This window comes from Barnesiella sp. (assembly GCF_022723415.1).
Lineage (GTDB): Bacteria > Bacteroidota > Bacteroidia > Bacteroidales > Barnesiellaceae > Barnesiella > Barnesiella intestinihominis.
The window spans coordinates 1-17,047 of sequence record NZ_JAIJHU010000029.1; the positions used below are offsets into that span (position 1 = coordinate 1).

The following is a 17,047-nucleotide window of genomic DNA, read 5'->3' on the forward strand; positions in this document are numbered from 1 at the left end:
GGCGATGATTTCCGGCGAGTTGTCGGTACTGCCGTCATTGACGACAATGATTTCTATGTCAGGGAATGTCTGGGCGACGACCGAGTCGAGACATTTTTCGAGTTGTTTACCGACGTTGTAGACGGGTATGACGACAGATACTTTGGGTGGCATTATTTGATTTTCTTTTTGCAAATATAATATTGGGCGTACAATCTTCCTAATAAACCGCTGCGAGCATAAAGCGTAAACAGTTTATGAAAGGCCTTGATTTGGGGAATACGTTTGAGATCGGGATACTGTTTCAGGATAGCATGAGATTCCCGGCTCAGAGTACGGGCATCCTTAAACCACCGTTTACTCAATAGGGTATTGTTTGCCTGTATGCGAATGGCTCCGAGTTCTTTTTGTAAAGAACTGTATTCGGGTTTGTCTTTGAGAAAATCGTTTACCAATGAAGGGTAGAGAAGAATATCTCTTGCTTTCTTTTCATTGAAACGACTGTTGGTAATGGAGCTTTCCCGTATGATATAATGAAGAAGAGGTTTACTCTTCAATACGGAGATTCGGGAGGAAAAATAAACTAGTTGCGTGGTGAGAAAAACATCTTCGCCGTAATTCAGACCCTTGTGGAATGTAACACCGTTAGCGTAGAGACTTCGTTTGTGCAGATAGCTCCATACTCCCCAATGGGCTTTGGAAAAAGCGATTGCCGAAAAGAACTCCGTGTTGGTAAAATGCTCGTCGGCTATCTCTATGGAACGCTCGGATTTCCCGGATTCGATATAGTCGAGAGAGAATGGGAAGACTACCATATCGGCATCTTCTTCTTTGGCTTTACGGTAGAGCAGTTCTATGGCATCGAGTTCTAAATAATCGTCGCCGTCGAGGTGATAGATGTACGTTCCCCTTGCTGCCTCGATGCCCGATTTACGGGCGTAGGCGAGTCCCTCGTTGGATTTGTCGATGACGACGATACGAGAGTCTTTGTCGGCATATCCGGCGATGATTTCCGGCGAGTTGTCGGTGCTGCCGTCGTTGACGACGATGATTTCTATGTCGGGGAATGTCTGGGCGACGACCGAGTCGAGACATTTTTCAAGGTATTTCCCGATGTTATAAACCGGTATGACGATAGAGACGGCAGGCATAGTTCCGTTAGGCTTTGATTTTTCCTTTGTGTACATAGTAGTCGGTATAGAGCTTTCCCAACCACGGCCAACGTGCATACAGGCGAATGAGTTTAGTGAATCTTCGGACTTCTTCCAGTTGTTCCAGAGCCGGATATTTGGCGAGACTCTCTGCCATAAATCGGCAGCGCTCCGTCATTCCTTCCCGCCAGTTTTTAAGTAACAGCAGGAAGTAAGCTCTGAACCGTATGTAAACGATGTCCTCTGTGAACTGCCTATTTTCGGGCGTACCTTCGAGAAAGGTTTCGATGAGGTTGGGGAATAGCAAGACGTTTTCGGCCTTTTTTCGGGTCATTCCTGTTTGTGTGACAGAACTTTCCCGAATCACATAGTGGTACAGAGGCTTGTCCCTGAGGGTTACGATTTTTTTTGACCGGTAGGCGATTTGTATGCTTTGGTAAGCGTCCTCTCCATAAGTGAGATTTTGCAAGTAGTCGATGGGAACAGCATGTAGATCGCGACGTTGGAAAAGGAATACTAAATTCCAACGGTAGTCTTCGTGTGCCATCGTATGGATAGCCGAGATATTATTGTATTCGTCTTGTGTCCAAAATGACGGTTCTTTTTGTCCGCGAGGTGAATCTATGAGAAACCGCATAATGACTATATCGGCATCGGTTTCTTCTGCTCGTTTGAAAAGCAGTTCGCAAGCATCGGGTTCGAGGAAATCGTCCCCGTCGAGATGTTGTACATATTTTCCGTGTGCTGCTTCGATACCCGATTTACGGGCATAAGCAAGACCCTCGTTCGGTTTGTCGACGATAACGATACGGGAATCTTTCCGGGCATACTGCGTAATGATATCCAAAGAATTATCGGTACTGCCGTCGTTGACGACAATGATTTCGATATCTTTCAAGGTTTGACCGATAACCGAATCGAGGCATTTTTCGAGATGTTTCTCTATATTGTAAACCGGTATGATGACAGATACACTGGGTTGCATAGGACCATGCGTTTTTATATTCGTATTTTTCCTTTGCGAATATAATATTTCATATACAATTTTCCTAAAATAGAGGAGAAACTATATAGATGAATGAGCTTGGTGAACCGTTTTACTTCGGATATCTCTTTCAATCGGGGATATTGTTTCAAGCTGCGGGACATAAATCGACATCGAGCTTTCATGCCGGTTTCCCAATTTTTTAACAACAGAATAAGATATGCCTGAAATTTAATGTAAACGATGTCTTCCCGAAACATTTCGTTATCGGGAGTCTGTTGTAAGAACCGTTCGATGAATTGCGGGTATAATTCTATACTCTCGGCTTTTTGCTGCGTCATGGCATGTTGCGATACGGAACTGTCCCGGACGGTGTAGTGGTAGAGGATTTTGTCCCGTAATGTCACTATCTTTTGGGCTCGGTAGGTCAATTGGGTAATTTGATAGGCATCTTCTCCGAAAATAAGCTGTGGAGGGCAGTCCACCGGACGATCGAACAACTCTTTCCTCATGAGGCGAGACCAAAGACTCCATCGGAACTCCTCGTGCGCCATCGTGTGAATGGCTGTAACCGGGTCGTATTCGTCTTGTGACCAGAACCGGGGTTCTTCTTTATGCTGAGGATACTCGATGTCGAACCGCATGATGACCATGTCGGTGCTGGTCGCTTGCGCTTTTCTCAGAAGCCGTTCGCAGGCGTCGGGGGCTAAGTGGTCGTCCCCGTCGACAAACAGAATGTACAGCCCCGTTGCCTGCGCTATTCCGCAATTTCGTGCCGATACGACCCCTCCGTTCGTTTTGTGAATGGCGACGATACGGGAATCGGTTCGGGCATATCGGTCTATAATTCGGGACGAGTCGTCTGTACTGCCGTCGTCGACAACGATGATTTCGATCTCTTTCAGGGTTTGACCGATAATCGAGTCGAGGCATTTCCCTATATATTGTTCTATATTGTACACCGGTACGATGACAGATACACTGGGTTGCATATTTAGCGAGATTTTATACCGAATATTTTTTTGAAGCGGCGGACGATTTTGTATTTCGATCTTTTGAGCCGATAGCTCCAAATATCGTTTTTATAGGGAGTCTTTTTCAAATAGTCGAAATACAGACGGCTTTGCGGGTTAGGGCAGTCCCAAATAGACCACGGTTTCATTTTCCCCGTGTAGTGAACGATGACGGCCCTGTCTCTTTCTTCGGGATGTTTGATGGCGTTCTCGGTCGTGAAGTTATACCTTTCGGGCAACTCTTTGACTCGGCCACGGCACACGATATTGATGATATCTTGGTCTTGGAATTGTATCTGTTTTCCCAGCGAGATAGTTGTTTCGCATAGTTTTTCGTATATCTTTTCTTCCCGCATTTTGGGTATATTCAGGAGTAATACTCCGGCATTGATATACAGTTCGTCGGACGAGAAGCCTATCTGGGGTTTATAGTTGATATTTTCTACCCACAGGTCATGAGCGCCGGCACATAGATAGTCGGTGATGTCTGTGTCCCATAACTTTTCTAATGAGCCGTTTACCACTAAATCGCCGTCGAGGTACAGTGCTTTGTCGAGTTGCGGATATAGTTCGGGAATGATATATCGGTAGTAGCTTACAGGAGATACCAAATAATCTATATTACGGTGAAAAGAATCGAATATTTTTTCTGTAATGAGTTGATAATGAATGGAGCAGTTGGCGTATTGTTTTTCTACTCGACTAAAACGCCTCTTATTCTTTTCCGAAATATAGTCTGTCAATAAATAAAAATGGCAATGACGGTTCGGGGTATTTGTCAAGACAGATACCATTGTTACGCAATAATGCGATGTGTAACTGTCGTTCAGGGCGAAAAATATATGGAGGTTGTCCATCGAGGTGTTCGGTTTTGATTAGAATCGATATATGAATCGAAAGTTTTCCAATTTCTATTATGACAAAGATAATATTTATAAATAGATAAGAGAAAGCTATCGTCTGAAATTTCCGGTTCGGTAGAAAATCCGTAGGGTTAGCGATGAGATTCTTGTCGATAATCACCGGACTTTTGGGAGGGGCTGATTCTTGCTTAATTAAAACCTCCTTCCTGGCCGTGCCCCACAATACTACGGGACACGGCCAGGAGAGAGGTTGAGATGTATTCCCCTTTCGCCTCTGCTTCGATTTTATGTGCAGTACCCCGTAATGCTACCGGATACGGTAGAGGGAGAAAGGATACCCAATGTTGGTATTACACCTTCTCCCCTGTGTTTTGCATTGCAAAATATAGGGGAGAGACCGAAGAAACGTTAGTTTCTGAGGAGAGGGGTTGAGAAATATTACAAGGAATTTTTTTGACAGTGTTTTTTTAACCCCCTCGTCCTGCGGACACTCCCCCTATATTCCCTAACGGAAACACAGGGGGAGAGGATTGAAAGTGGTGTTTCAGTTTCGGTATAAGGATACATTGTGCACTTCTCCCCTGTGTTTTGTTGCGCAAAATATAGGGGAGAAACAGAGGAGCGATAGCGACGAAGAGGGGGATTGGAAAGATGACATGCCGAGAATTGTTTAAACAGAAAAAGAGCAGTGGATTCCACTGCTCTTTTTCTGTTGGCTTACCAGGATTCGAACCTAGACAAACAGAACCAAAACCTGTTGTGCTGCCATTACACCATAAGCCAAACTCTATACTTTGAGGGCTTATCCTCAAAAGCGAGGCAAAGATAATCGGTTTTTATTTCTTTGCCAAATTTTGAGCGAATTATTTTGCAATGAGCAGATAATAATTCTTTTTCCCGCGTTGTACAATGATATATTTATTGTTCAATAGGTAAGTTGCATCGATCTTCGTGTCGGGAGCGGCGAGTTTCTCTTTGTTGATGGATACGCCGCCGCCTTGTGTCAGCTTCCGCATTTCACCTTTCGACGGGAATATGGCAGCTACTTCGGTCGTCAGCTCTACGGCCGAGATGCCTGCAAGAACGGTATTGCGGGATATTTCGAATTGGGGTACGCCTTCAAACACGGCGAGCAAGGTATCTTCGTCGAGTTTATGGAGTTGCTCCGATGTCGAGTTACCGAATAGTATGTTAGAGGCTTCGACAGCGGCTTCGTAATCGGCTTCGGAGTGTACCATTACGGTAACCTCTTTGGCCAGACGTTTTTGCAACACGCGCAAGTGCGGAGCTTCGTCGTGCTCGGCACTCAGAGCCTCTATTTCTTCTTTGGAGATCGATGTGAAGATTTTGATGTAGCGTTTGGCATCCTCGTCGCTCACGTTCAGCCAGAACTGATAAAATTTGTAAGGAGAGGTGTAACGGGCATCCAACCATACGTTGCCCGATTCGGTTTTCCCGAATTTCGTTCCGTCGGCTTTGGTCACGAGCGGGCAGGTGAGGGCGAATACTTCCCCGCCGTTCGTGCGGCGTATAAGTTCCGCTCCGGTAGTGATATTACCCCATTGATCAGATCCCCCTAATTGCAACTTGCAATTCTTGGTCTCGTAGAGGTGCAGGAAATCATAACCTTGTAGAAGCTGATAAGTAAATTCGGTGAAGGAGAGCCCGTCTCTGGCTTCGCCGTTCAGACGTTTTTGAACCGAATCTTTTGCCATCATGTAATTCACGGTGATGTGTTTACCTACGGTACGGGCAAAATCGAGGAATGAAAAGTCTTTCATCCAATCGTAGTTATTCACCAGTTCGGCATGATTGGGAGCATCCGAGTCGAAGTCGAGAAATTTGCTCAGTTGTTTTTTGATACATTCCTGATTGTGGCGCAAGGTGTTTTCGTCCAAAAGGTTACGTTCTTGCGATTTTCCCGACGGGTCGCCTATCATGCCGGTTGCACCGCCCAACAACGCTATGGGTTTGTGACCGCACCGTTGGAAATGTCGCAGCATCATAACGCCGCATAAGTGGCCGATGTGAAGCGAATCGGCTGTGGGGTCGATACCTAAATAGGCTGTGACTATTCCTTTTTCAAAAAGTTCTTCGGTTCCCGGCATCATGGTGTGTACCATTCCGCGCCATTTTAATTCTTCTACAAAATTCATCGAATGAAAACTTAATTTAATGTTGATTGTTTCGATGCAAAAGTACGACTCTTTATCGAAAGAAACAATCTTTTGAAATAAACAGGCCATAAAAATGCCGATTATTTGTTTTTTCGATTATTCGGTTTATTTTAAATTATAATTGAACGATTTGATTAACTTTGCGCAAACCTATTTTCAGTATTCGTTATGGGGAAAAATGAACCGGAGGCCAAGCAATGGTTTGCCATTCGGGTGACATACAGCCGAGAGATGGCATTGAAGGAATATTTAGACCGCTGCCGCATGGAATCTTTTATACCTATGTCGTATAAGGAGGTAATAAAAGGTGAGCGAAAGGTGAGAAAGTTGGTCCCGGTTATTCATAATCTTGTTTTTGTCCGGTCCACTCGGGAAAAGTTAGATGAGATAAAGCGGGATATCTCTTTGAAAGTCCCCATACGCTATATCATGGACCGGGAAACTCGCAGGCCTTTGGTTGTTCCCGACAGGCAGATGCACAGCTTTATAGCGGTGGCGGGTGCTTATGACGAACAGATCGTTTATTTAGACCCGACGATCGTCTCTCTGCGGGAGGGCGATCGGGTGCGTATCGTCGGAGGAGTATTTTCGGGGGTCGAGGGTATTTTCATTCGTATTAAGGGAGATCGCCGTGTCGTCGTATCGATAGAAGGGGTCATGGCTGTGGCAACGGCATTTGTACATCCGTCGTTGATCGAACCGGTATTGCAAAAGTAAAATATTAATAAAATAATATTATGCTTGACCAATGGTGTGAAATATTTATATATTTGCATTTATTTAATAAAAAATAATGATATGAAACTATTGATGAAAAGAGCTTTTACAGTGGTTTTAGCTGCGGTTTTATTATTCGGTTGCGGGGAAGACAACAACAAAACAGGTGGTAACGAGTTGACTCCTCAAGAGAACAAAGCTAAATTGGAACAGTGTGCGATGGAGGTTCTGGGAAAAATTAATCCTCAGGACCATAAAACGTTGGTAGAGACTATCGATGCGTTTGCCTATAAAGCCGATTATGGCTTGTTTGAAGATGAAATCGGGCCGACTCCGGGTGAAGGTATCGAACCTAATCCGATGGGAATGATGAGTGTAATTCGTAAAGCTGTAACGACTTACAATCCCGTTGTGTTGAGTGTATTGGCTACCGAAGTGGATTATATAGCTATTCCAACGGGTATTTACACATTCGATGAAGTTGCCCGTGAATGGGTGGAGACTCCGTCGGCCGAGGTCCTCGAATTTGTGTTTGAAGTCGAAGGTGTCGAGTCGTCCATCTCGATACGAAAAAGCGGAAAAGAAACACAAATACAAACCGACGAAAATACTATCGTCTTTGTTCCTGAACATGTGACGATGACAGTCAATAAGGGAGCTGATAAATTGGCCGAATTGTCGGTAAATAATACTACATTGGATATCAATTCCTTGAAATTCGATAGCGAGATAGCGTTGAAAACAAATGCCGATTATACGTGGGCAGTCCATGTTGATATATCACCTTCCGAAGCTGTGGCTTCTGCTTCGATGGAGATCGCTTCTGCCAATATCGTGAGTGTTGTTGCTGGACTCCAATTAGATGCTTCCAAAGTCAATCCTCAAATGACAGAAGATGATCTTATTGCTTCCATCTTGTCGGCTACGACTACATCGGTTGTGAATTCTCAGTTGATGGTAGCTGGTACAGCTCCTAAAATTCAAGAGATGATTTATGCCTTGAATAATATCAATGCTTCTACCGATAAGGAATATGCTATTGCCGAAGCTGCTGTATACAATCAATATATGGACGTGAACATGCAATACACAGGAGACGGGGTTCCGTTCGCCTCAGTCGAGGCACAGCCTTATTTGGAATATGAATATAGTTATGGAGACACTCACTATGAATATTATGAAGTGGAGCCGGTCATTGTATTTGCATCCGATAATTCGAGATACAGTTTCGAAGAGTATTTCAATGAAGCCGATTTCGGTAATGTACTTCAAAGTGTAATGACATTGTGCGATCAATTTGTTTCGTTCGTGAAATATTGCAAATAAGAAATTAATAATTTCAGATAAAAAGAGGCGCTTTTTTAAGCGCCTCTTTTTTTACTCTTGACAATCCCGACGGACAATCAGATCGTACATTTTTACACCATATCCACACCAAATCCCCAATCCTCCCTGTACATTGGATTTTAGGTTTGTATTGCTGGGGAATAACGGATTTTGGCCATTGGTTATTTCATTTTCATAACTGTTCCAAAAGTCGAAACCATGCTGAGGTATTTGGGTAAATTTTACTTGTACGGTATCGTCTATGCTATAAAATGGGATAAATTTAGTCGTGTAGGTAAAATGTACTCCTTTATAAACCGGAATGGCTGTTTGACTGTCTTTAACGATAGCATCGTCTATGGTACCGAGAAAAGAAGAATAGAACCGGCCCTCCTTATTGGTTACCCGTGTGAAAAATTTGTAATAGTTCTTTTCCGAGGAGTCGTCGTTTATATAGGCACTGATTTGAAATAGGGTGTCATTGTCGGCGCTGCGGGTTACTTTTATATCAGATAAAGGAACGGGACGAGGTATCGTAGTAACGGCAGTGACCGTTTGCCCCGAATATTCTACTGTGAGCGTGTAGGTTTTTCCGGGTTCACCCGTCATCATGCTTCCCCGATAGATAAACGGCGGGGTATAATCGGTATCTATACGTCCGGTAAGTACCTCTGTTGTTTGCCCGTCGCTCACGGTGACTTTTGCCCAGCGGATAGGAATTTCTGAGAAAGCCAGACTATCTACTACCGAGTTAAGCGGGCGGGTTTGGGAAAGGCACACGTAGGCGACATTTCCCGATTCTATCCAACCGTCTACTACAATTTTCGGTTCGAAATCCTCGACCTCGAAGTCCCATTTCACTTTACAACTGCCGAGGGTGACTATTGATATCAGGAGTATGTAGGCACACTTGCTCATGAAAGTTTAAAATTTAAATGAATAACTGATAGAGGGTATGATTCCGTAAATGGATTTTCCCCTCTTACGGATAATCAGTTGGTCTTTTTTACCATTTTTATCTTTGTCTTGTATGATGTCGACAGCCAAATATGCAGGATTATTTCGGTTGTAAGCATTATATAAGGAGATATTTATAACTTGCTCGGTGTTCTTCTTTTTGGAAATCCAGTAATTCGCCGATAGATCGAGTCTGTGATAAGCCGGCATGCGCCCGCCGTTATGCGGTCCATATTCGCAAACGGCATTTTCTCCGACAAGATACATGCTTTCGGGCATGGTGAGGGCATTTCCCGTTGCATAGACAAAGACGGCGGAGCAATCCCAACGGCGGTTTATTCTGTAATTGGCTACGATCGATAGGTCGTGTCGCCGGTCTTGTTTGGCCGGATAAGGTTTTCCGTCGTTTATTTGTGCTGTGTGGCGATATGCCCAGCCGAGAGCATACCCTATCCAGCCGGTCAATCGACCTCGGTTTTTTCGAAGCATGAGTTCCATACCGTAGTTATATCCCCCGCCGATATAGATTTTGTCTTCGATAATATATTGTTGACTGATCATGTCGATGAGGGCTCCGGCCGATTCCATTTGGTTGTGCAGCCGTTTGTAGTAAAGCTCCGATGAAAATTCGTAGTTGTCTTGGTCGAGAGCTATGCTGTACCCGGCAGAGAAAGAATGCGCTCGTTGGGGCGGAATGTTGCGGGATGCCGGCATCCAGAAATCGGTAGGAAATCCGATACTCGAAGAAGATACTTGCCCGATATATTGTCGGGTGAGGTTATAGCTTAATGAGATCCGTTGGTTGCTTCCCGGTAGGAAATAAAGGGCAATTCTCGGTTCGAAACCTCCGTAGAACTTGATGAGTTCTCCTTTTCCATAAGTTTGAGTGTCGATAATTTCTCCTTGTCGGTAGGTATGGTAATTGAACTTTCCGAATTGAGCCGTTCCGCTATATCTTAATCCAGCTTCTGCCGATAGACGGGGGGAGAAAAAGTATTTGCCATTTATGAATAGAGCGCCTTCGTGTATGCGATATAACCGACTGTCCGGGTCGGTGTGTATGGTATAAGCGCCTTGTGTTTCCACAATTTGAGGATACATGTGATGATATACATATTCCAGCCCGTATGTACCGAGAAATTTTTCTTCCCGAAAGGAGAAGATATTTTTATATCCGTAATCGGTAATTTCGGAAGGAAGCCAAGCTGTAAATTGATTTTGAGAAATGCTCAGTCTGTTTTTATACCGAGTGATGTAAAATGTATGAGTCATCTCTCCGATTCTCCCTAATGGCCTGTTCCACAGTATCGAAGCTGCTATATTGCTCCATTTGATACGTCCTTCTGTTTGGTATATGCCGGTTTCGATATCGAGGTAATCGCTTCCGTAATAAAAATTAGCGGTTACTTTATCTTTTTCCGAAGGTTGGAATACGAAAGTGGCATTATAATCTTCGAAATCATAATCGACCGGAGTGTCGGTCATTTTGGTTGTAAGAGGTTTTACCAAAAGTCCCAGATAGGTTTTTCTCCCCGACAGATATACCGAAACTTTCTTTCCGAGGGGTAAAGCTACCGTAGCTTGCGAGGCGATTATTCCGATGTTACCGGAAACAGTCGGTTTGGAGACGAGTGTGTCTCGTGTTTGCATATCGAGAGTTGCGGATAGCCTACCGCCTTTGGAGGCGTCGAGGTGAGATTTATAAAGTGTAAAGGTATTCATGTGCCCACTATTGAATACCGAGAAAAAACCCAGCATGTGCATAGCATTGTATATGGGAGCTCCGTTCAGAAGTATCTGGTTGTGAGATGATTCGCTTCCTCGCACATAAAATCCCGAGTTTAGTTCTCCGGTAGTCAATACACCCGGCATTAGCTTCATGGTTCTTAAAGCATCGGTTTCACCCAAAAAACGAGGCAAGGTGTTTAGTTCGGCGACATTCAATTTTATTTTCCCGGAAAGAAGGCCCGACAAGATTTTCCGTTGTTGCCAAGCTGTTATTTCTACTTCTTTCAGCGTATGGCGAGTATCTGTCGTGTCCTTTTTTTCGACAGATTGGGAAAAGCTGGAGAAGCAGTTCAATGCGACTAATAGGAATATCGTGATTTTTTGATACACAGTTTTTTCTTAAAAAATAATGTGAGCGAAGACAGAAGCAATTTAGGTATTTCTGTCGGAGAACAATCCGTTATTCATTTTATGCAAAGATAGCGAAAGGTGAGTGCTGAGGCAAACGGAAATCCTATTTCCGACTTGACTATGCCGAACCGCACCTATCTTCATAGTTACAAAGATAGTGAAAGATGAGTATCGGAAAAAGAGAACTCGCCTGTTTTTCATTCCGGATTGCATCCTATTTTCGTGTTCTCGACAAAGGTATGTGGGCTCAGTAGATAATTAGTGAGGACTGTCTTTTTATATTTCTACCCCTATATAATCTTTTTAACCCCCTCGCCCTACGGGCACTCCCCCTATATTCCTTACAGGAACACAGGAGGAGAGGATTGAAAAGTAGCCTTTTCTTCCTATGTTGTTTTGCAACTCCCTGCAATGCTACGGGACACGGCAGAGAGAGAGGGGAGTACTCAATTTTGTTACTGCTGTTGGTATTGCTCTTTCTCCCCTGTGTTTTGCAGTGCAAAATATAGGGGAGAGACCGAAGGAACGGTAGTTTCTGAGGAGAGGGGTTAGAAAGGTTGTTCGATTGTATTGTTTAACCCCTCCGTCACTGCGTGCCACCTCCCCTATATGGCTTCGCCACACAGAGGAGGAGTTTAAAGTAACACTCTATTCATTTGCGACGAGCAGAGGGAGGGGCTATTTTACCCCTCTCCTCTATATGGCTAACACAGTTCTCCGTAATACTACGGGACACGGCAAGGGAGGAGGTGTTAATTAATTAAGAATCAGTCTCTCCTGTGGTTATCGAAAAGAATTTCATTCTCTAAAACTCATCGCTATCCCCACGGATTTTCTACTGAATCGTGATGTGAGTCGAGTCGGTAATACAAGCGAATGATAAGCAGGAGGGAATAGTAGTTTAGTCTTATTGTCGGGATTGCTGGGGAAACGTAAAGATTCGTGAGATGTTTTCCTTTATCGATTTGCGTAATCGGTGAGTCGAGAGATTACGTATGCGTGCCGCTTTCCTATATAGTTTATCGATGGGCATGTTGCCCTCGTCTGTTTCTAAAAACAAGCGGTCGAGTGGTACGAATTTCAAAGATTCGTGGTTGTAATATTCTCCGAAGGAGAGATATAGCCCTTCTCGAATCAGTTGCCCTGCGGTTTCGGGTTTCCCTCTGAATCCGTGTATAATCCACGGTTGTTTAGGTCTTTCTGCTTTATGGATGCGGATTATGTCGTCGTATGCTTTGACGGCGTGTATGACGAGCGGCTTGTGCCACTTTTCAGAGAGATATATGTGATGTTTGAAGTATTCCGATTGTTCTTCATAGCCGACTCCGCTTTTGAGTCTGTCGAGTCCCGTCTCGCCGATCGCCACGACTTGCTCGTTTCGTACGATCGTTTCCAACAGGGGGAATGTTTCTTTGGAGCGGGAGGTCAGGCTCCACGGGTGCATCCCGACGGAGTAGAACTTTCCCGGTTCGGGGCGGAACTCTTCGGGGGTCGTGCTGATGATGGCTCCGTAGCGGTCGTGGTGCGTGTGAATATCGGTCGGCGTTTTAATCGGGACGGGATCGTAACCGCTACCGCCCCACGGGTGACAGCTCAGGATACGTTTGACGGCCAGCCACAAACCTTTTAACGGGCCGTGTATCTGTATGGCTTCGATAGCATATTGAGAACAGGTGGGTACATATCGGCACGATGGAGGTAGCATGGGGGAAATACATGCCTTGTAAAAACGGATAGGAAGCAGGAGTATGGCCGATAGCAGTTTTTTCATGACGTCAGGACGGGGTTTGTTGCAATTCTATTTTCCGGGCCAGACGTTCCAGAATTTCAATGACTTTCTTCTCTATAAAATGAAAATTGTTCAGGTTTTTATCGAGGTAAAGAAAGGCTAAATGTGCGGTTCGGCTTTGTCGCGACAGCGGTTCTGTCAGAATCTGCTTGTTGAGCCGATAGGCTTCTCTTATCCGGCGACGCAAATATACCCGTTTGACGGCGCGTTTGAAATTTCGTTTGGGGATATTGATAAAGAAACGTGGCGGAGCGCTTTCGCTGTCGTCTATGCGATAAACGACACGAATCGGATAGACGATAAAAGAACTCCCTTCGGCAAACAATCGGTCGATTGCTGTTCGGCTGCATAACTTTTCGTTTTTGGGGAGTTTGTGGTCGTTCATCGGTTTTGAAAATAAAACCTCATAAGCGCCTCCTTCCGGTAAAAGACGATTATGAGGTTCGGGTTTTGGGTAAAAAAGGGTTTATTTCTTTTTACTTTGTTCTTTTAAGAAGAGGTCTAAGGCTGCGGTCATCGACGGAGCTCCGGGTGACGGAGCCTCGATGTCGAGTCTCAGACCGGCATCCCGTACGGCTTGTGCCGTAGTGGGGCCGAATGTCCCGATTTTTATGTCGTCTTGTTTGAAATCGGGGAAATTCTTGGTCAGCGATTTGATACCCGACGGGCTGAAAAACAGAAGCATATCGTAATCGAACGGTTCATCGGGCCCGAAGTCGTTGCTTACGGTACGGTACATAATGGCCTTCGTATAGTTGATTTTATGCTTCTCTAATACAGAAGTTTGCTCTTTATGTACATCGGAAACTGGGAAGAGGAATTTTTCGCCGGAGTGTTTGAGCAACGAAGGCACTAAGTCGTCCAGCTTTCCAGAGTTCCCGAAAAATATTTTGCGCTTGCGATAGATGATGTATTTCTGTAAATAAAGGGCGATGGCCTCTGTCGTACAGAAGTATTTCATCGTTTCCGGTATGGTAACACGCAGTTCTTCGCACAGACGGAAGAAATGGTCGATAGCGGTGCGTGCCGTGAAAATAACGGCAGTGTACTCGGGTATGGATATTTTCTGCTGTCTGAATTCTTTGGAGGTCAGACCTTCTACTTTGATAAAAGGACGAAAAACGATATTTACACCATATTTTTCTGCAATATCGTAGTAGGGAGATTTTTCGGAACTCGGCTTGGGCTGAGAAACAAGAATTTTCTTAATTTTCAAAGCTGCTGTATTTTTAGTTCGACAAAATTATATATCAATATACTTGATCTATATACCCAAAATAGGGGGGTGATTTCGAGGGCACAAAGGTACACAATAAAATAGAATAAATCTAATATATTGCGGTAAAAAATCTTAAACCCTTTATAAATAAACAAGATACGAGAGATTAGATAGATAAGTGCCGCTGTGACGAACATGATTTTTTCCAAAGGAGGAATGAAGGTCATCGCGAGTATCGACAAGGCGAGAGGAATGCCTATCAAGGAATTGATCGATACGAAGCTGTCTATCCATTTACGGGTATGTGTGGCATCGGTAAATAACCGCCCGATTCCGGTATAAATCCATTTTTGAAGGTAATAATAACAAAATGCGATGACTCCTCCGCAACAAATCCCTATTCCGATTATTTCGGATAGGGAAGGTATATGCCGACTTACAAGTTCGAATAGGCAGAAGCCTTCGGAGATGAAAGTCATGATCAACAATACGGCCCGGAGTTGGGTTTCTCTCACGGTCGTGTCGTCGAACAGGTTTTGTCTCTCCTTTACGTTGAGCGAATTGCGGAGCACTTCACCCAAGTATTTGATTCCTTTTTTGAACGTGAAAGCGAACAGCAAGAAAATGATGAGAACGAGGCCGACGATTACGGGATCGTTCATGGGTGTTTCGGGTATTTTTTCAGACGGGAACCCTTCGGGTATGGCGATTATGGTTTCTTGCAGGTCTTTCAGCGGATCGGTCTCTTTCAAGGGAGTGCTTCGCTCGAATCCATGTATATATCGCGGCACGAAAACCTCGGGAGTACCGGCGGGCGACTGGGCTTGCGCGGTATCGGCAGGAGTGGCGGTATGTGCGGCGGGGACAGGCATGATTATATGGCTGCGATTTTGCGAATGTTTTTATCCCATACGGGCATGTTTTGAATAGCGTCGACAGCTTCTTGGGGGGTCTGCGCGACTTGCCACATGCGGGCGTGCTCCTGCCTCATGAAGTTTTCGCCGATGGCGTTATGAAGCATTTCTATCAACGGGTTATAGTATCCGTCTATGTTCAATATGACGATGGGGTTGAGAAACAGTCCGAGTTGTTTCCATGTGATTATCTCGAAGAGCTCTTCCATCGTTCCGCAACCGCCCGGTAAAGCGATGACGGCATCGGCTTCTTGCGCCATACGTTCTTTCCGTTCGTGCATGTCGGCGGTCACGATGGTCTCGGTCAAACCCTTATGACACCAACCTTCGTCGATCATAAACCGGGGTATTACACCCAATACTTCGCCTCCGTTTTCGAGAACACTGTCGGCCAGAGTACCCATCAGACCTTGATTGCCGGCGCCGCAAACGCATCGCATTCCGTTTTGTGCGAGAAGCCTGCCTGTTTCGCGGGCGGCTTCGAAGTAACGAGGATTTATTTTAGAGCTGGATGCGCAATAAACGCAAACCGATTTTATCTTTTTCATTGTCACGTATTTGAATCGGTTGCAAAGTTAACGCTTTTTCCCGAAAGAGAACCCTTCGGCACAAGCGACGTTATAACCATTTGTTTTCGCGATACCATTTCACGCATTCGTTCACGCCTCGTTCCAAGCTGTATTGCGGAGAAAAACCGAGCTCGTTTTGAGCATCCGAAATGTCGCAAATCCAGTTGCGTTGTTTCATGATACGGAATTTATCCCGATTTAATGTGCTGGTTTTTCCCAGCACGATAGCTCCTTTTTCGGCAATGACCGATACGACCCAAAGCAACCACACTGGAATTTTGACGGGGACAACCCTGCGCTTTCCCAAAGCGGTCGCTACATATCGGCGAAACTGGGACGAAGTGTATGCTTTTCCTTCCGAGAGGAAGTACCCCCGCCGAACGACTCCCCGGTCTATGGCTTTGAAGATAGCTTGTACCAAATCTTTCACGTAAATGAAGGTGATGAGTTGAGGTTTGAACCCGACGATGAAATCGAATCCGTATTTGATACTTTTCATCATCAGGTAGTAATCTCGCTCATAGGGGCCGTATACTCCGGTGGGACGCATGACCACGTAGGGGAATCCTTCCAACAATTCTAAATGTCGCTCGGCTTTCAGCTTGCTTTTTCCGTATCGGGTATTGGGGTGAGGAGTGTCGGTGGGGCGTATGGGGGTGAAGTTCTTTTCGTCACCGACTCCCCATGCTCCGAGGCTGCTCGTCATGATGAATTGTTTAGGAACCATTTCTGTTTCGACGAGGGCCTCGGTGAAATTTTTCACAAAGCCGTAGTTGATTCGATCGAAGTCATCGGGATTTTTGCATTTTGTAACCCCCAGATTATAAACGATGTAGTCCCATGCTCCGTATTCCCCTTTATGCGATAGTAGTTGGTCGGTAAGAATTTTTTTGTTACCGTAATTGAAGTCGATAAAGCGGATTGCGGGGTCGGAAAGATGTTCGCGAGAAGTCGTTTTGCGCACACCCGCCCAAGTTTCGTACCCTCGCGACAGCGCCTCTTCGACGATAAATCCGCCGATGAATCCGCCGGCTCCGGTAATCAAAATTTTCATGCTCATAAACGCTGTTTGTTTGTGCGTGTAAAAGTAATAAGAAACCTTGTAAATGGGATTAGCGATACTGTTATTTTGTGAAATATAGCCGATAAACTATTATAAAAAGTTTATAAAGAGGGGAGATTGACAATCTTTGTTATCTTTGCAATATTTTTGTAGCCGGAATGTGAAAATAAACCGGATTTCGATAAT

At 44.8% G+C, this 17,047-nt stretch carries 16 protein-coding genes, 1 tRNA gene and 1 pseudogene; 2 read left to right on the forward strand and 16 right to left on the reverse strand.

Annotated features, from left to right (window positions below):
- The 7 genes from QVD32_RS07285 to tyrS all read right to left on the reverse strand — a co-directional run.
- The coding region (locus tag QVD32_RS07285; protein ID WP_287710194.1) for a glycosyltransferase family 2 protein at positions 1–153 on the reverse strand (153 nt) is incomplete at its 3' end.
- Positions 153–1,166: a glycosyltransferase family 2 protein gene (locus QVD32_RS07290; RefSeq protein WP_229033577.1), complete on the reverse strand. Its 1,014-nt coding sequence runs from the start codon at positions 1,164–1,166 to the stop codon at positions 153–155. The genes QVD32_RS07285 and QVD32_RS07290, both read right to left, overlap by 1 nt.
- Positions 1,138–2,115, reverse strand: coding sequence for a glycosyltransferase family 2 protein (locus QVD32_RS07295; RefSeq protein ID WP_021891754.1), 978 nt, complete (start codon positions 2,113–2,115; stop codon positions 1,138–1,140). Before QVD32_RS07295 ends, QVD32_RS07290 begins: the two co-directional genes overlap by 29 nt.
- Positions 2,116–2,129: 14 nt before the next feature.
- Positions 2,130–3,107 carry a glycosyltransferase family 2 protein gene (locus QVD32_RS07300; RefSeq protein WP_021891755.1) on the reverse strand — a complete coding sequence of 326 codons (978 nt, stop codon included), beginning with the start codon at positions 3,105–3,107 and terminating at the stop codon, positions 2,130–2,132.
- Positions 3,108–3,109: 2 nt separating this feature from the next.
- Entirely contained in the window at positions 3,110–3,985 is an 876-nt protein-coding gene (locus tag QVD32_RS07305; protein ID WP_021891756.1) for a glycosyltransferase family 8 protein, read from the reverse strand.
- Between the two features lie 718 nt (positions 3,986–4,703).
- Positions 4,704–4,774 (reverse strand) — tRNA-Gln (locus tag QVD32_RS07310).
- An 80-nt stretch (positions 4,775–4,854) separates the two neighbouring features.
- The gene (gene tyrS / locus QVD32_RS07315) at positions 4,855–6,147 is read right to left on the reverse strand and encodes a tyrosine--tRNA ligase (protein WP_118687112.1); all 1,293 of its coding nucleotides are present in this window, start codon (positions 6,145–6,147) and stop codon (positions 4,855–4,857) included.
- 189 nt (positions 6,148–6,336) lie between these two features.
- Here tyrS and QVD32_RS07320 point away from each other — a divergent pair, with 189 nt between their 5' ends.
- Together QVD32_RS07320 and QVD32_RS07325 are read left to right on the forward strand one after the other, a co-directional pair.
- Positions 6,337–6,885 (forward strand): UpxY family transcription antiterminator, encoded by a 549-nt coding sequence (locus QVD32_RS07320; protein WP_008862983.1) that lies wholly within the window; start codon positions 6,337–6,339, stop codon positions 6,883–6,885.
- Positions 6,886–6,966: 81 nt separating this feature from the next.
- Complete coding sequence (locus QVD32_RS07325; protein WP_008862982.1) at positions 6,967–8,211, forward strand: hypothetical protein; 1,245 nt, start codon at positions 6,967–6,969, stop codon at positions 8,209–8,211.
- Positions 8,212–8,262: 51 nt separating this feature from the next.
- Here the strand turns inward: QVD32_RS07325 and QVD32_RS07330 are convergent, their stop codons facing one another.
- The 9 genes and pseudogenes from QVD32_RS07330 to QVD32_RS07370 form a co-directional block, all read right to left on the reverse strand.
- Positions 8,263–9,129, reverse strand: a complete 867-nt coding sequence (locus QVD32_RS07330) for a DUF4249 domain-containing protein (protein ID WP_118687002.1) — start codon at positions 9,127–9,129, stop codon at positions 8,263–8,265.
- A gap of 6 nt (positions 9,130–9,135) precedes the next feature.
- Positions 9,136–11,286, reverse strand: coding sequence for a TonB-dependent receptor plug domain-containing protein (locus QVD32_RS07335; RefSeq protein WP_021891759.1), 2,151 nt, complete (start codon positions 11,284–11,286; stop codon positions 9,136–9,138).
- Positions 11,287–12,214: 928 nt separating this feature from the next.
- The gene (locus tag QVD32_RS07340; RefSeq protein ID WP_271686550.1) at positions 12,215–12,859 is read right to left on the reverse strand and encodes a TatD family hydrolase; all 645 of its coding nucleotides are present in this window, start codon (positions 12,857–12,859) and stop codon (positions 12,215–12,217) included.
- Positions 12,860–13,078 (reverse strand): annotated as a pseudogene (yidD, locus tag QVD32_RS07345) (membrane protein insertion efficiency factor YidD); the annotation flags it as partial.
- Between the two features lie 4 nt (positions 13,079–13,082).
- Positions 13,083–13,481, reverse strand: a complete 399-nt coding sequence (locus tag QVD32_RS07350; RefSeq protein WP_118687000.1) for a ribonuclease P protein component — start codon at positions 13,479–13,481, stop codon at positions 13,083–13,085.
- Between the two features lie 81 nt (positions 13,482–13,562).
- A complete protein-coding gene (locus tag QVD32_RS07355; protein WP_008862977.1) occupies positions 13,563–14,312 on the reverse strand; it encodes a uroporphyrinogen-III synthase in 750 nt (249 codons plus the stop codon).
- Positions 14,309–15,187: a DUF4271 domain-containing protein gene (locus QVD32_RS07360; RefSeq protein ID WP_118686999.1), complete on the reverse strand. Its 879-nt coding sequence runs from the start codon at positions 15,185–15,187 to the stop codon at positions 14,309–14,311. The genes QVD32_RS07355 and QVD32_RS07360 overlap by 4 nt, the downstream gene beginning before the upstream one ends.
- A 2-nt stretch (positions 15,188–15,189) precedes the next feature.
- Entirely contained in the window at positions 15,190–15,777 is a 588-nt protein-coding gene (locus QVD32_RS07365) for an LOG family protein (protein WP_008862975.1), read from the reverse strand.
- Between the two features lie 70 nt (positions 15,778–15,847).
- The gene (locus QVD32_RS07370) at positions 15,848–16,858 is read right to left on the reverse strand and encodes an NAD-dependent epimerase/dehydratase family protein (protein ID WP_118686998.1); all 1,011 of its coding nucleotides are present in this window, start codon (positions 16,856–16,858) and stop codon (positions 15,848–15,850) included.
- Between the last annotated feature and the right edge of the window lie 189 nt (positions 16,859–17,047).

What these genes read in the sequence shown, in the direction of transcription:
- QVD32_RS07290 (WP_229033577.1), bottom strand. Translation starts at nt 1,166, where the DNA reads ATGTACACAAAGGAAAAATCAAAGCCTAACGGAACTATGCCTGCCGTC.
- QVD32_RS07295 (WP_021891754.1), bottom strand. Translation starts at nt 2,115, where the DNA reads ATGCAACCCAGTGTATCTGTCATCATACCGGTTTACAATATAGAGAAA.
- QVD32_RS07300 (WP_021891755.1), bottom strand. Translation starts at nt 3,107, where the DNA reads ATGCAACCCAGTGTATCTGTCATCGTACCGGTGTACAATATAGAACAA.
- QVD32_RS07305 (WP_021891756.1), bottom strand. Translation starts at nt 3,985, where the DNA reads ATGGACAACCTCCATATATTTTTCGCCCTGAACGACAGTTACACATCG.
- tyrS (WP_118687112.1), bottom strand. Translation starts at nt 6,147, where the DNA reads ATGAATTTTGTAGAAGAATTAAAATGGCGCGGAATGGTACACACCATG.
- QVD32_RS07320 (WP_008862983.1), top strand. Translation starts at nt 6,337, where the DNA reads ATGGGGAAAAATGAACCGGAGGCCAAGCAATGGTTTGCCATTCGGGTG.
- QVD32_RS07325 (WP_008862982.1), top strand. Translation starts at nt 6,967, where the DNA reads ATGAAACTATTGATGAAAAGAGCTTTTACAGTGGTTTTAGCTGCGGTT.
- QVD32_RS07330 (WP_118687002.1), bottom strand. Translation starts at nt 9,129, where the DNA reads ATGAGCAAGTGTGCCTACATACTCCTGATATCAATAGTCACCCTCGGC.
- QVD32_RS07350 (WP_118687000.1), bottom strand. Translation starts at nt 13,481, where the DNA reads ATGAACGACCACAAACTCCCCAAAAACGAAAAGTTATGCAGCCGAACA.
- QVD32_RS07360 (WP_118686999.1), bottom strand. Translation starts at nt 15,187, where the DNA reads ATGCCTGTCCCCGCCGCACATACCGCCACTCCTGCCGATACCGCGCAA.
- QVD32_RS07365 (WP_008862975.1), bottom strand. Translation starts at nt 15,777, where the DNA reads ATGAAAAAGATAAAATCGGTTTGCGTTTATTGCGCATCCAGCTCTAAA.
- QVD32_RS07370 (WP_118686998.1), bottom strand. Translation starts at nt 16,858, where the DNA reads ATGAGCATGAAAATTTTGATTACCGGAGCCGGCGGATTCATCGGCGGA.